Genomic DNA, 13,375 nt, shown 5'->3' on the forward strand with positions numbered 1-13,375 from the left:
ATCCGGACTCTAGGCGACCTCGGCGATCAGCTCCACCTCGACCGGAGCATCGAGCGGCAGCGCGGCGACGCCCACGGCGCTGCGGGCGTGCTTGCCCGCCTCACCCAGCACCTCGGCGAGCAGCTCGCTCGCGCCGTTGGCGACCTGGGGCTGCTGCGTGAAGGCGGGGTCACTGGCCACGAACGCCACGACCTTGACGATCCGCACGACCTTGGCCAGGTCGCCGATCTCGGCCTTCAGCGCGGCCAGCGCGTTGAGCGCGCAGATCCTGGCCAGCTCGCGGGCGTCGTCGAGACCGACCTCGGCGCCGACCTTGCCGGTCTGGGCCATCTTGCCGTCGACCAAGGGCACCTGGCCCGAGGTGTAGACGAGGTCACCGGTCCGTACGGCCGGCACATACGCGGCCAACGGCGCGACGACTTCGGGCAGCGTCAGCCCGAGCTCGGCGATCTTCTCTTCGGGTGTCACTGCTTCTCCCTCTTGAAGTAGGCGACGAGCTGCTCGGGCGTCGCACCCTGCAGGATCTGGACCAGCTCCCAGCCGTCGGCTCCGAAGTTGTCCAGGATCATCTTGGTGTTGTGGATCAGCACCGGAGCCGTCAGGTACTCCCATTTCTTCATGAGGGCCAGCGTAGGCGCACCGGAGTGTGAGCAATCTCAAAGGGTGGTCATCGGCATCTGGTAAATAACCGTTCGGTAGCCTCGAAACGTGGACTCTCGGGACACCGATTGGGACGGCGTGCGACTGCACGTGGTCACCGGCAAAGGCGGCACAGGCAAGACCACAGTCGCCGCGGCCCTCGCCCTGGCACTGGCCTCGGGCGGGCGCAAGGTGCTGCTCGTCGAGGTGGAGGGCAGGCAGGGCATCGCGCAGATCTTCGACCTGCCGCCGCTGCCGTACGAGGAGCGCCGGATCGCCGTGGCCCCGTCGGGCGGCGACGTCTACGCGCTGGCCATAGACCCCGAGGAGGCCATGCTCGAGTACATGGAGATGTTCTACGGCATGCGCAGGGCGGGGCGGGCGCTGACCAAGATGGGCATCGTCGACTTCGCGACCACGGTCGCACCCGGCTTCCGCGACGTCCTGGTGACCGGCAAGACCACCGAGGCCGTGCGCCGTCGCGGCAAGAACGGCAAGCGGGTCTACGACGCGGTCGTGCTCGACGCGCCGCCGACCGGCCGTATCTCGCGCTTCCTGAACGTCACCCAGGAGGTCGCCGGGCTGGCCAGAGTCGGTCCGATCAAGAATCACTCCGATCTGGTGAACAAGGTCGTGAAATCTCCGGAAACAGCGGTGCACTTCATCACCTTGCTGGAGGAGATGCCGGTTCAGGAGACGCTGGACGGGATCGCCGAATTGCAGTCGGCGGGGCTACCGCCCGGTGGGATCTTCATCAACATGGTGCGTGAATCACTGCTTCCGCAGGCCGCACTTGACAGTGCTGTCAAGGGCCGATTCGACGTCGCCGAGCTCACACTCGGGCTCAAGGCGGCCGGTCTCGCCGACGGCGCCTCCTCGACGGCGGAGGCACTGGCGGAAGAGGTCGCCGAGCATGCCCGCCGTACCGACCTGGAACGCGCCGAGCGCGCCTCGCTGGCGCAGGCGACCCTGCCGTCCTACGAGTTGCCGCTGCTGGCCGACGGCGTCGACCTGGCCGGCCTGTACGAGCTGGCCGAGTCCATCCGCACCCAGGGAGCAGCGTGAAGAAGCCCGCCGTACTCGACGTCGACGCCATCCTCGACGACCAGGGCACCCGGATCATCGTCTGCTGCGGCGCCGGCGGTGTGGGCAAGACCACCACGGCCGCCGCCCTGGGGCTGCGGGCCGCCGAGCGCGGCAGGTGCGCGGTCGTGCTGACCGTCGACCCCGCGCGGCGGCTGGCGCAGTCGATGGGGCTCACCGAGCTCGACAACACGCCACGGCTGATCAGCTCGCCCGAGGGCGGGGGCCAGTTGTTCGCGATGATGCTCGACATGAAGCGGACGTTCGACGAGATCATCGAGGCGCACGCCGACCCCGAGCGGGCCCGCCAGATCCTGTCCAACCCCTTCTACCAGTCGCTGTCCTCCAGCTTCGCCGGCACCCAGGAGTACATGGCGATGGAGAAGCTGGGCCAGCTGCGCCGCTCGGACGAATGGGACCTGATCATCGTCGACACGCCGCCCTCGCGGTCCGCGCTCGACTTCCTCGACGCCCCCGAGCGCCTCGGGCGCTTCCTCGACGGGCGGTTCATCCGGCTGCTGACCGCGCCCGCCAAGGCGGGAGGGCGCAGCGCGTTCAGGCTGCTCAACGCCGGGTTCGGGCTCATGGCGGGCGCGATGACCAAGCTGCTGGGCGCGCAGGTCATCAAGGACCTGCAGACGTTCGTGTCGGCGCTCGACGCCGTCTTCGGCGGGTTCAGGCAGCGCGCGGAGATGACCTACCGGCTGCTCCAGGCGCCCGGCACGGCCTTCGTGGTGGTGGCCACGCCTGAGCGCGACGCGATGCGCGAGGCGTCCTACTTCGTCGAGCGGCTCGCTGAGGAGCGCATGCCCTTGGCCGGACTTGTGGTCAACCGGGTGCACGAACCCACCGCAGCGGCGCTCTCAGCCGCGCGTAGCGCCGCCGCGGCGGAAGACCTGGAGTCGCGGGGCGAACATGAGCTGACCGCCGCCGTACTGCGGCTGCACACCGGCAGGATGCAGCTCGCCGCCCGCGAGCACCGGGAGCGGGACCATTTCACTTCGGCCCACCCCACGGTGCCGGTCGTCCAGGTAAGTGCGATGTCGGAGGATGTCCACGATCTAGCGGGTCTACGCCGGATCGGAGAGCTCCTCGCCACCACATGAGAGTACGGCCGGTGCCGGCACCGGCCGTACTCCCGAGGCTTGGGTCAGCCTGCGATCAACTCGTTAGTCCGTTCGTACTCTTCCTTGGCGGACTCGAGCAGCTCTCGCCACGAGTCCACGTCAGGACGCCGCCGAAGCAGAGCCCGCCGTTCCCGTTCCGTCATACCGCCCCACACGCCAAACTCGATGCGGTTGTCCAGCGCATCGGCGAGGCATTCGGTACGGACCGGGCATCCTCGGCAGATCAGCTTCGCCCTGTTCTGTGCGGCTCCCTGGACGAACAGCGCGTCCGGGTCCGCTCCTCGACAGGCGGCACGGGAGGTCCAATCCGTGATCCACATTTCGACCCCACTCCCCTTAGGTGGTCAGTCGTCATTTGGGGCCGACGGGCGCGGGCGCCGAGCCTCCGTATTCAGTTGCCGCAGAGGAGAACGTACGCAACTAGACGTTCGGGCCGACAGACCCCAGAGGACCAATTTCTCGCTGCAGTCTTGACCGGGAATGACTAGTCACCCCCGTCAGTCAAGGCGAAATGGTGCCGAGTTACCGATAAGGTCACCCATTCGACGTACTCTGTGTCTTGTGCAAGCTCAGGGCAAAGATCGTTCCTCGCCGTTCCTGAACATCACGCGGTTGATCGCCGCGGGTGCGGCCGCGGGTGTCCTCACGGCTGCCATAGCCCTTCCGGCCGTCGGCGGGGCCGGGATGTCCGCCAAATCCGCGATGACGGGGATCAACCTAAAACCCGAGGACCTGGAAGAACCCCCGTTGCCCGAGCGCACGGTCCTGCAGGACTCCGACGGCAAGCAGATAGCCCAGTTCTACTACGAGAACCGGCAGTCGGTGCGCCTGGACCAGGTCGCCCCCATCATGCGCACCGCGCTGATCTCGATCGAGGACTTCCGTTTCTATCAGCACGGCCCGATCGACGTGGAGGGAACGGCCCGAGCCCTGGTCAAGAACCTCACCACGGGCGGCGTGACCCAGGGCGGCTCGTCGATCACCCAGCAGTACGTCAAGCAGGTGCTGCTCAACTCGGCCGAGACCAAAGAGGAACAGGCCGCGGCCATCGAGGCCACTGTCGGGCGCAAGCTCAACGAACTGCGCTACGCCATGGCCATCGAGAAGAAGTACACCAAAGATCAGATCCTTGAAAAGTATCTGAACATCGCATACTTCGGCGCCGGCGCACACGGCATCCAGGCCGCCTCGAAGCGCTTCTTCGGCAAACCGGCCTCCGCGCTCAACCTCGTCGAGGCGGCCACGCTCGCGGGCGCGGTCCAGAATCCCAACCGGACCGACCCGAACGTCAGCAAAGCGTCCAGGGACCTGCTGAAGGCCCGGCGCAACGTCGTCCTCGACCGAATGGCCGAACTCGGCAAGATCACGCCGCAGGAAGCCGCCGAGTCCAAGGCCAAGAAGCTGGTCTTCAAGGACACCAAGGTCTCCGGCGGCTGCGAAGAGAGCAAGTACCCGTACTTCTGCCTCTACGTTCAGAACGAGATCCTCAACAACGAGGATTTCGGTAAGACCCCCAAGGAACGCCTCAAACTGCTCCAGCGCGGCGGTCTCACCATCAAGACCACCATCGACAAGAAGATGCAGAAAGCCTCCGAGAAGGCCATCAAGGAGTACGTCAGCACCAAGGACAAGCCCGTGGCCTCGCAGGCGATGGTCGTGCCGGGCACGGGCGAGATCAAGGCGATGGCGGCCTCGCGCAAGTTCGGCGGCAGCAAGAAGAAGAATGAAATGAGCTACAACGTCGTCGCCGACGCCAAGCACGGCGGTGGCGGCGGCTTCCAGCAGGGCTCGACGGCGAAGGCCTACACGCTCGCCACAGCGCTCGAGGAGGGCCTGAAGTACGGCGACGGTTACCCGGCGCCCGCCGGCTTCACCGCGTCCGGCTACGGGGCGTTCAAGGACTGCGACGGCAAGCGGGTCGGCGACCCCACCCATGAGGTACGCAACTCCAGCGAGGGCGGCGGCGGCTTCAAGACGCTGCAGACCGGCACCTGGGGCTCGGTCAACACGTTCTTCATGCGGCTCGAGGAGCGTGTCACGCTCTGCAAGGTCGTCAAGCTGGCCAAGCGGATCGGGCTCAAGCGGGCCGACGGCACGAAGCTCCGCGAGTTCGAGACCTTCACGCTCGGCATCAACGAGGTCGACCCGGTCACGGTGGCCAGCACCTACGCGGTCTTCGCCTCACGCGGCCAGTACTGCAAGCCGCTGGCGATCACCGAGATCAAGGACCGCTACGGCAAGGCCACCCAGTACAAACCCAAGTGCTCCAAGGTCATGGAGGAGGAGGTCGCCGACGCCGTCAGCGGCATCCTGTCGGGCGTGTTCACCAAGGGCACGATGCGGGAGGTCGGCGGCATCGGCCGGGACGCCGCGGGCAAGACGGGCACCACCGACGGCTACACGGCCGCCTGGTTCGCCGGTTACACCCCGAACCTCGCCTCCGCCGTCAGCCTCGGCGACCCGCGCGGCGCCTTCACGCACAACCTGATCGGCGTCACCATCGGCGGCCGCTACTACAGCTACGTGTACGGCGCGTCGATCTCGGGCCGCATCTGGAAGCAGGCGATGATCGGGGCGCTCAAGGGCGTCGAGCCCACCAAGTTCACGCCGGTGGATCAGGAGCGGTTCGGCGGCTGCGGCGACAACTGCGCGCCCAAGCCCAAGAAGGAGAAGAAGGACGAGCAGGGCCCGCCGGACGACTTCTTCGACCAGTTCAACCGCGACGACAACGGTGACGACAACGGCGATCGGGGCCGGGGGCGGGGCCGGGGACGCGGCGGCGAATCGCCCATCACTCCGGCGAACGTCGCTCCGCTGAACTGAGCTCTTTCTGAACCCTGGGTGCCCGCTTTGGGGCGGGCACCCTCTTGGCTAGGCGGACAGTCGCGCGCGTACGGCGGCGGCGACACGTCCCCCCTCCGCGCGGCCGGCGACTTTCGGGTTGACGGCCTTCATGACCTGACCCATCGCCTGCGGCCCGGCGGCGCCGGTCTCGGCGACGGCCTCGTCGACGAGGCGGCCGAGCTCCTCGTCGGAGAGCTGCGCCGGCAGGTATTCCTCCAGCACCGCCTGCTCGTCCAGCTCCGCCTGGGCCTGCTCCGCGCGACCGGCGTTGCCGAACGCCTCCGCCGCCTCCCGGCGCTTCTTGGCCTCCTTGGTCAGCACCTTGACGATCTCGTCGTCGGAGAGCTCCCTGGCCGCCTTGCCGGCGACCTCCTCGACGTTGACCGCGGCCAGTGCCATCCGAATCGTCCGGAGACGTACCTCGTCCCGGCTCTTCATGGAGGCCGTGAGGTCGGCCTTCAGCTTGTCCTTCAATGCGCTCATGCGGTCCATCTTGCCGCGTGTACGGACGGCTACGCGCTCGCGCGCCCCATCGCACAGCCCGGCACCCGGCCTTTTCGCGGCCTTTGTACCTCATGCTCGTGGCCTTCGTACGGCCTTCTCGCGGACTCGGGACGGCTCGGGCCGGATGTCGGGCATCATGAATGGGTGAGGAAAGCCGCCGCTGTACCACTGTCCATGCTCGGTCTCGGCCTGGCCGGGTTGGGATACGCCTCCGTCGTCGAGCGCAACTGGTTCCGGCTGCGCCGCTTCGACGTGCCCGTGCTCGAGCGCGGGCAGCGACCCGTACGCATCCTCCACCTGTCCGACCTGCACCTGACGCCGGGCCGCAAGAAGCTGATCAACTGGGTCCGCTCACTCGGCTCGCTGGAGCCCGACCTGGTCGTCAACACGGGCGACTCGATCGCCCACCCGGAGGCCGTGCCCGCGCTCCTGCACGCCCTGGAGCCCCTGCTGGCCCGTCCCGGGATGTTCGTGTACGGCTCGAACGACCTCTACGCCCCCAAGCCCAAGAACCCGGCCCGCTACCTCTGGCGCACCTCCAAGAAGGACCGTCGCCAGCACGTCCCGTCCCTCCCCTGGGAGGAGCTCGGCGCCGGCATGACCGCCGAGGGCTGGCTCGACATGAACAACACCACGGCCCGCATCAAGATCGGCGACCTCGACGTGGCGGTGGCGGGCATCCACGACTCCCACATCGACCGCGACCGTTACGACCTGGTCGCCGGCCCCGCCCCGGCAGACGCGGACCTCCGCCTCGGCGTCATGCACTCCCCCGAGCCCCGCAACATGACCCGCTTCGCCGCCGACGGCTACCAGCTCCTCCTGGCCGGCCACACGCACGGCGGCCAGCTCTGCATCCCCTTCTACGGCGCCCTGGTCACCAACTGCGGCATCGACCGGGCCCGCGTCAAGGGCCTCAACCGCCACGACGACGCCTGGCTGCACGTCTCGGCCGGCCTCGGCACCTCGCCGTACGCCCCGGTACGCTTCGCCTGCTTCCCGGAGGCCTCGTTGCTCACCCTGGTTCCGCGCCGGTAAAGGCGGTCACAAGCACCCGCGAAGTCAGCTAGACTTTCTCAAGCACGCTGCAGAGGGCGTGCAACGGGGTGTAGCGCAGCTTGGCAGCGCGCTTCGTTCGGGACGAAGAGGCCGTGGGTTCAAATCCCGCCACCCCGACAGGGTTCCCGAGGTAAGGGCCTGGTTCTCAAGATCGAGAGCCGGGCCCTTGATCGTTTGACCGTCAAGTGAGCCTCTGCCTGAACGCCTCCAGAGGCCGCCTGGATGACAGGCTGCAGGCCATCCCACGGGACGCACCCGCACCGTTGATACCCGGCACAATCTCGCTGAGTGGATCAAGAGAGAAGCGACTCTCCCTGACGCACGGAGCCCAGGAGATCGGCAGACAACGGCGTGTCGGGGCGGGGAATCACATGGTGTGTATTTCCCGCGAATATGATTAGCGGCATGGTCAGAGATGACTCACCCGAGGCGACCTCGGCGCGCTTGGAGACCCCCTGCCAAGAGGTCTACCGGGCGCTGCAACGCGGCATGCAGACCGCCGACCATCTTCACGACGTAGCGGCGTGGAAGCGTGAGGCCGATCTCCACCTGCACCGGCACATGACCCGGCGGGACGCGATGGAGGATCTCAAGCAGCTCAACCCGGAGATGGAGGACGACGACGACCTCGGCCTGCCGATGAGCGGGCTGATCCTGCACCTGCCCGAGGACGTCATCCGTATCTGGCACACCGCCGACAGCAAGATCCCCAAGCCGACGACAGAGGCCAAACTGCGGTTCGTCAATCAGCTGTCCGAGCGTGCGATTCCGCTGATCGGGCCCGGCGAGCTCGATCTGGGGTTGCCCGAGTTGCTGCCCAAGCCCCATGCGACCAACAACGTGATTCTTCAATGGACCGCCGAGGGCTCGGTCATCACCCGGTTCGACCTTGTCCGGCCGGTCGGCGTACAAGGGGGGCAGGTCGCCATCGACTGGCGGCTCTCACTGCTCGGCCGTTACACCCAGCTTCCCGACCTGCAGTACCGTCTCCGCGATGGGCTGGAAGGCATCGGGGAGGCACAAGCACCGTGATCTACGGAACTCGGCTCACGCAGGCGCGTGAGTTCGCCCTGCTCACCCAGAAAACGCTCGCGGGGGACATCGGCGTCAGCCAGACCACCCTGTCGAACGCCGAGCGGGACAGGTACGAACTGCCCTTCGGGGCGCTGGCCGAGTTCGCCGCAGCAACGGGCTTCCCGACCGGATTCTTTCAGGAACCGCCCCGGGTGATTTTCGATGGCCTGCCCACACATTTCCGCGCCCGAGCAGGCATGGGTGCCAAGGAGTCCAACCAGGCCAAGCGCGCCGGCGAGATCATCACCGAGGCCGCGCTCGTCATGCGGGACAAACTCGTCGGGCCACCGCTCACCATCCAGTCCTGCCGACGCGGCACCAGCCCCGAGGAGGCCGCTCGATGGACGAGGGAGATTCTCGGCCTCTCTCCTGGTGAGCCCGCGCTCGGCTTGCCGGTCCTCCTGGAACACGCGGGAGTCCTCGTCATCGCACTCCCCCTGCCCAACACCCGGCGCGACGCCTTCTCCCTGTGGTTCGAGGATCTGCCGGTCCTGGCGCTGCTCGACACCGACGCGGGAGACCGGCAGCTCTGGTCGACCGCACACGAACTGGGCCATGCCGTCCTGCACCGGCAAGCGGGCGCCAGCCGCGAGCTGGAGCATGAGGCGGACGAGTTCGCGATGCATCTGCTCACGCCGCTCGACAGCATGCGACGCGATATGCCAGAACATCCCACCATCCAGGATTTCGCGCTGCTCAAGCGGCGCTGGGGTGTTTCCATCGCCGCGCTCGTCCGTACCGCCCGCCGGCTGGGAAAGATCGACGACCAGAGGTACACGAGCCTGTTCAAGCAGATGAGCGCGCGGGGCGAGCGGCTGCGGGAACGGGTCGCGATCGCTCCCATCAAGCCGCGCGGGTTCCGTGCGATGGCCGAGACCATCTACGGACCGCACCCGGGCGAAGACCTGGCCGAGGCGGCGCTGTGGACGCCGGCCTTCGCCGAAGACGTGCTGAGCCGCCACGCCACAGGCTCAGAACTGCCGAGTCGGCGCACCACCAACGTGGTGAGCCTCGCTCCCCTCCGAGCACGGCGCGCATAGTGTACGGACGAGAGCCCGACCTCTACAGCCGGCCGACCTGAGGAACTGGAGCTATGCGCCGGTGATGAGGCGTCGTTCCAGGGCGATGATCGGCTCGATGCTCTGCAGGTCGTAGTTGCTCAGGATGACGGCCGTCCAGTCCATGTCGAGGTAGACGGACCAGCTCGTCGAAATGCCGCCTGCACCACCTCCGTGGGTGATGATGCGCTGGTTGTTGTATGTGGCGGCCACAGGCCCGTACGCCTGGAAGGTCTCCCCTCGAAGGGAACTGCCGGAGGTGTCCTCCCTGAGAGGCTTCGCGGAGATCTTTCCGTTGATGTACAGCTCGGTATAGGGCCGGGCGGTGAGCTTGCCGCCTTGCAACGCGACCGCGAAGCGCAGCAGGTCCGGGGCGCTGGCGAAGCCGTTGCCGCCGCCTGTCCCCATCCATCCCCGTGCCGAGTTACTGCCTTGGCCGGCGTCGCCGTAGACGGAGCCCTTGTCGAGGTTGCGGACGGCGTCAACCCGCGTGCCGTCCTTCTGATACATGTACGGATGGGCGATGCGCTCGTCGGCCAGCCACTGGCGGCGGTTGTAGTAGGCGGAGTCCTCCATGCCGGCCGGGAGGAAAATGTTCTGGTGGACGTAGTCCTGGAACGACTTGCCGGAGACCTTCGCCACGAGTTCGCCGAGCAGGGTGTAGCCCATACTGCTGTAGGCCTTCTTCGTTCCGGGGGCGAACTCCAGCTCGAATGTGTTTAGATTCGCCCAGAAGTCGGCCATCTGCTCCGCGTAGCTGTTGTGGATCTTCTCCGGCGGCGGCTTCTCGCCAGGGCGCCGGGCGTCGCCCAGACCGCTGGTGTGCGTCAGGAGATGGTGCACGGTGATGCTTTCGGCCATTTTCGCCGGCAGGCCGTCCAGATGCTTGCTCACCAGGTCGTAGAACTTGAGCTTGCCCTGCTGGACGAGCTGCACGACGGCCAGCCCGGTGAACGGCTTGGAGGACGAGGCCAGAGCATAGATGGTGTCGACCTTGTTCGGGACCTTGCCTTGCTTGTCCGCCCAGCCGTAGGCGCGGGCCAGGACCTGACGGCCGCGGTGCGCGATCAGCACGGTGCCGGAGAACTCGTCCTTGTCCGCGAGTTCTTTGATGTGCCGATCGAACGCGCCTCCAGGACGCAGATCCTTGGGGATCCGGCCAGTACCAGATGAGAGGTCGGTGTTCGCCTCGGCGGTTCCCTGCGCGGCCAGCAGGCCACCGGCCGCCAGCGGGACTGCTCCCAGGAACCCGAGGGCGGAACGGCGCGAAGGATCTTGGTCAAGTGAGGGATGTGGCAACGCCATGGAAATCCTTTCCCGAGAAACGATCTGCGAGGGATGTAAGCGCGCAGGCCGTTTCCTCGGCGTTTCCGTAGCCTCCTTGACTGGTCGAGCCGTCCGTCCTGATGTCACGCGCCGGGCTGTACCAGGCCGCTCTCGTAGGCCAGGATGACCAGCTGGACCCTGTCGCGCACGTTCAGCTTGGCGATGGCCCTGGTGATGTGGGTCTTGGCGGTGAGCGGGCTGATGACGAGGCGCTCGGCGATCTCGTTGTTGGAGAGGCCGAGCGCCACGAGCTTGACCGTCTCCAGTTCCCGGGCGGTGAGGGCGGCCAGCCGCTGCCCCGCGCTGGGCGTGAGGTCCTGCCGGTGGGCGAACTGCTCGATGACGCGGCGGGTCACGCCCGGAGACAGGAGCGCGTCTCCGCCGGCGACGGCGGCGACCGCCCGGCGCAGTTCGGCTGGTTCGACCTCTTTGGTGAGGAAGCCGCTGGCGCCGGCGCGCAGGGCGGCGAAGACGTGTTCGTCGGTGTCGAACGTGGTGAGGATGATGACGCGACAGCCCGGAGTGGTCGGGCTGGTGACGATGCGGCGCGTGGCGGTGATCCCATCGGTGCCCGGCATGCGGATGTCCATGAGGATCACATCGGGGCGGGTGCTCGCGGACAGCGTTACGGCTTCGTCGCCGTCCTGGGCCTCGCCGACGACCGTGACGTCCCGGGAGCGGGCCAGCAGGCTGCGGAAGCCGGCCCGTACGAGTGCCTGGTCGTCGGCGAGGAGCACCTTGATCGTCATGCCGTCGAGCCTGCCACAGGGATGTCGGCCCGCACGGCGAAGCCGCCGGGGACCGGCCCCGCGGTGAGCACGCCCCCGAGTGCGCTCACCCGCTCACGCATGCCCGCCAGGCCATGGCCTTCGGTGACATCGGCGCCGTCTGGGACACCGCGGCCGTCGTCGCTGATCTCGACGGTGATCGAGCGCGGCGCGTAATTGATCGTCACCTCGGCCTTGCTCGCCCCCGCGTGCTTGAGCGTGTTGGCGAGGGACTCCTGCACGACGCGGTAGATGGCGATGGCGGGAGTGGCGGGCACGGTCGCCGGGTCGCCGTGCTCGTCGAGGGTCACCTCAAGCCCGGCGGCGCGGGCGTCGGAGATGAGAGTGCCCAAGGAGGCCAGATCCGCCTGGGGTGCGGTGTCAGCGGGGCTGTCGCGCAGGACCGCGATGAGCGAGCGGAGGTCGGCCATCGCCCGGTTCCTGACGTCCTTCGCCAGGCGTAGCGCGGCGGCGGCCGCGGCCGGGTCCTCCTCAAGAGTGTCGGCGGCGACATTGAGCTGAACGCCGACGACGGCCAGCGTGTGGGCGATGACGTCGTGAACCTCGTGCGAGACGCGCAGCCGTTCCTCGGCGGCCCGGGCACGGCTGTCGGTTTCGCCCAGCCGTTCGCGCCAGCGCATCGCGGCGGTGTAGGTGAGGCCCGCGGCGATGAGGATCGCCAGGAGCAGTCCTTCCCCCGCGACGTGGATCAGGTAGCGAGTCGGGTTCGTGTCCAGGACCGAGCGGAAGTCGACCGCGGAGTAGACCAGTTGGACCAGGCCGATGGCGGCAACCCAGCGCACGCGTGGCGTGGTGGCGGCGGTGAAGTAGGCGACCGCGGCCGGCCAGATCCAACCGGCGGGAGACCAATGTCCGGTGAGGTGATAGGCGAAGATCCCGCCGATCGACAGCAGCAGCACGGTCATCGGCCAGCGGCGTCTGACCAGCAGGAGCGCTCCGAGAAGCAGAGCGAGGGGGATTGTGCCCTGCCAGGGGCTGTGCACTCCGCTGGCGAGGGCTACGGCGACGAAGAAGATCAGAGTGAGGGCAGCGAGCGTAATGTCGGTGATCCGGGCGAAGTGTCGGACAGGCGCGGGTTCGCGTCGCGGGGGCGGCTCGGCCATGCGGAGGCCCTTCTCGAGGGGTGACGGGTGTGACGCCGGGCCGGGGCGTACCGGACCGCGTCGCCCAGGTGGTCACCTGGGCGACGCCCTCGGCATGCTCGGCTTCCGTAGCCGCGTGGACCGGCGGACTCAAGGACCGCGGAAGCTCCGGATCTGTTTACCAGCGTTCGGATCAGACGTGGGTGACCAGGAGGGTCACGCCTGCCTCGCCGTCACAGTCGACGAAAACAGGACCGACGCCGTTACCGATCTTGGAGGCGATGGTCGCCTTCGCCACGAATCCCTTCGGGCTGTCCTCAATGATGTGGATGTTCTCTAGCACTGGGTGCTCCCTGTCCATCCCGGAGAGCACGGCCTTGAGTCCCTTGCCGTCGACGCAGTGGCCGGTGATCGTCACCTCCTGGCCTCGCTTGGTGGTGGGATTGGGGCTGACCTGAACCACCGCCCTGGCGCCCTTCGGCGGCTTCGGCACGGCCATCGCAGCGGTGGCGGCCTCGCCGGCCGTGCCGACCTGGGCACCAGCCGGCGCGCCGGCCCATCCCAGCAGACCGGCCGTCAAGCTCAGCCCGGCGATCGCAGTCATCACTCTCTTGCTCATGGCGTTTCCTCCAGTTCTCATCCGGCTATCTCGACGGGAAACGCTAGGCCGGGCCGCAGCGGGAGCGCGTCGTCCGTTGATCGTCACTTGGCCTTGCACCGTTCGCCGTACGCCGTACACCGAAGGGAGTAGGCGTCGGCGGAGTGTGCGTCCGTGTGGAGGTCGCCGAGAA

The 13,375-nt window shown here is 67.6% G+C and carries 14 protein-coding genes and 1 tRNA gene; 7 read left to right on the forward strand and 8 right to left on the reverse strand.

All coding sequences use genetic code 11. From position 1 onward, the window contains the following. Positions 1-9: 9 nt before the first annotated feature. On the reverse strand, positions 10-468 hold the full coding sequence (locus KME78_RS38560; RefSeq protein ID WP_219534416.1) for a RidA family protein: 459 nt from the start codon (positions 466-468) through the stop codon (positions 10-12). Continuing rightward, the gene (sp36, locus tag KME78_RS38565; RefSeq protein WP_165959776.1) at positions 465-620 is read right to left on the reverse strand and encodes a Sp36 family protein; all 156 of its coding nucleotides are present in this window, start codon (positions 618-620) and stop codon (positions 465-467) included. Before sp36 ends, KME78_RS38560 begins: the two co-directional genes overlap by 4 nt. Before the next feature lie 88 nt (positions 621-708). Between sp36 and bagA the strand changes: the two genes are divergently transcribed. Both bagA and bagB read left to right on the forward strand, forming a co-directional pair. After that, positions 709-1,704, forward strand: coding sequence for an ATPase BagA (gene bagA, locus KME78_RS38570; RefSeq protein WP_219534417.1), 996 nt, complete (start codon positions 709-711; stop codon positions 1,702-1,704). Then, on the forward strand, positions 1,701-2,828 hold the full coding sequence (gene bagB, locus KME78_RS38575; RefSeq protein ID WP_219534418.1) for an ATPase BagB: 1,128 nt from the start codon (positions 1,701-1,703) through the stop codon (positions 2,826-2,828). The genes bagA and bagB overlap by 4 nt, the downstream gene beginning before the upstream one ends. Positions 2,829-2,872: 44 nt before the next feature. Here bagB and KME78_RS38580 read toward each other — a convergent pair whose 3' ends face one another. Next, positions 2,873-3,169, reverse strand: a complete 297-nt coding sequence (locus KME78_RS38580) for a WhiB family transcriptional regulator (RefSeq protein ID WP_148036282.1) — start codon at positions 3,167-3,169, stop codon at positions 2,873-2,875. Between the two features lie 241 nt (positions 3,170-3,410). On the opposite strand from KME78_RS38580, the gene KME78_RS38585 reads away from it, so the two are divergent. Continuing rightward, positions 3,411-5,672 (forward strand): transglycosylase domain-containing protein, encoded by a 2,262-nt coding sequence (locus tag KME78_RS38585; RefSeq protein ID WP_308127293.1) that lies wholly within the window; start codon positions 3,411-3,413, stop codon positions 5,670-5,672. A 48-nt stretch (positions 5,673-5,720) separates the two neighbouring features. On the opposite strand, the gene KME78_RS38590 is transcribed toward KME78_RS38585, so the two are convergent. Continuing rightward, entirely contained in the window at positions 5,721-6,176 is a 456-nt protein-coding gene (locus KME78_RS38590) for a GatB/YqeY domain-containing protein (RefSeq protein ID WP_219534420.1), read from the reverse strand. Positions 6,177-6,371: 195 nt separating this feature from the next. Between KME78_RS38590 and KME78_RS38595 the strand changes: the two genes are divergently transcribed. From KME78_RS38595 to KME78_RS38610, 4 genes are all read left to right on the forward strand, one after another. Next, complete coding sequence (locus KME78_RS38595) at positions 6,372-7,235, forward strand: metallophosphoesterase (protein ID WP_246652861.1); 864 nt, start codon at positions 6,372-6,374, stop codon at positions 7,233-7,235. Between the two features lie 64 nt (positions 7,236-7,299). Continuing rightward, positions 7,300-7,373 (forward strand) — tRNA-Pro (locus tag KME78_RS38600). Between the two features lie 288 nt (positions 7,374-7,661). Next, positions 7,662-8,288, forward strand: a complete 627-nt coding sequence (locus KME78_RS38605; protein WP_219534422.1) for a hypothetical protein — start codon at positions 7,662-7,664, stop codon at positions 8,286-8,288. Continuing rightward, positions 8,285-9,370 (forward strand): XRE family transcriptional regulator, encoded by a 1,086-nt coding sequence (locus KME78_RS38610; RefSeq protein WP_219534423.1) that lies wholly within the window; start codon positions 8,285-8,287, stop codon positions 9,368-9,370. The genes KME78_RS38605 and KME78_RS38610 overlap by 4 nt, the downstream gene beginning before the upstream one ends. A 51-nt stretch (positions 9,371-9,421) precedes the next feature. On the opposite strand, the gene KME78_RS38615 is transcribed toward KME78_RS38610, so the two are convergent. From KME78_RS38615 to KME78_RS38630, 4 genes are all read right to left on the reverse strand, one after another. Continuing rightward, positions 9,422-10,693, reverse strand: coding sequence for a serine hydrolase domain-containing protein (locus KME78_RS38615; RefSeq protein ID WP_219534424.1), 1,272 nt, complete (start codon positions 10,691-10,693; stop codon positions 9,422-9,424). Between the two features lie 104 nt (positions 10,694-10,797). Further along, positions 10,798-11,463: a response regulator transcription factor gene (locus KME78_RS38620; protein ID WP_219534425.1), complete on the reverse strand. Its 666-nt coding sequence runs from the start codon at positions 11,461-11,463 to the stop codon at positions 10,798-10,800. Next, positions 11,460-12,605 carry a sensor histidine kinase gene (locus tag KME78_RS38625; protein WP_219534426.1) on the reverse strand — a complete coding sequence of 382 codons (1,146 nt, stop codon included), beginning with the start codon at positions 12,603-12,605 and terminating at the stop codon, positions 11,460-11,462. Before KME78_RS38625 ends, KME78_RS38620 begins: the two co-directional genes overlap by 4 nt. 172 nt (positions 12,606-12,777) lie before the next feature. Further along, positions 12,778-13,203: a hypothetical protein gene (locus KME78_RS38630; RefSeq protein WP_219534427.1), complete on the reverse strand. Its 426-nt coding sequence runs from the start codon at positions 13,201-13,203 to the stop codon at positions 12,778-12,780. Between the last annotated feature and the right edge of the window lie 172 nt (positions 13,204-13,375).

Origin of the sequence: Nonomuraea guangzhouensis, from assembly GCF_019396345.1 — a bacterium.
GTDB classification, from domain to species: Bacteria; Actinomycetota; Actinomycetes; order Streptosporangiales; family Streptosporangiaceae; genus Nonomuraea; species Nonomuraea guangzhouensis.

What these genes read in the sequence shown, in the direction of transcription:
- KME78_RS38595 (WP_246652861.1), top strand. Translation starts at nt 6,372, where the DNA reads ATGCTCGGTCTCGGCCTGGCCGGGTTGGGATACGCCTCCGTCGTCGAG.
- KME78_RS38625 (WP_219534426.1), bottom strand. Translation starts at nt 12,605, where the DNA reads ATGGCCGAGCCGCCCCCGCGACGCGAACCCGCGCCTGTCCGACACTTC.
- sp36 (WP_165959776.1), bottom strand. Translation starts at nt 620, where the DNA reads ATGAAGAAATGGGAGTACCTGACGGCTCCGGTGCTGATCCACAACACC.
- KME78_RS38620 (WP_219534425.1), bottom strand. Translation starts at nt 11,463, where the DNA reads ATGACGATCAAGGTGCTCCTCGCCGACGACCAGGCACTCGTACGGGCC.
- KME78_RS38615 (WP_219534424.1), bottom strand. Translation starts at nt 10,693, where the DNA reads ATGGCGTTGCCACATCCCTCACTTGACCAAGATCCTTCGCGCCGTTCC.
- KME78_RS38630 (WP_219534427.1), bottom strand. Translation starts at nt 13,203, where the DNA reads ATGAGCAAGAGAGTGATGACTGCGATCGCCGGGCTGAGCTTGACGGCC.
- KME78_RS38580 (WP_148036282.1), bottom strand. Translation starts at nt 3,169, where the DNA reads ATGTGGATCACGGATTGGACCTCCCGTGCCGCCTGTCGAGGAGCGGAC.
- KME78_RS38605 (WP_219534422.1), top strand. Translation starts at nt 7,662, where the DNA reads ATGGTCAGAGATGACTCACCCGAGGCGACCTCGGCGCGCTTGGAGACC.
- KME78_RS38590 (WP_219534420.1), bottom strand. Translation starts at nt 6,176, where the DNA reads ATGAGCGCATTGAAGGACAAGCTGAAGGCCGACCTCACGGCCTCCATG.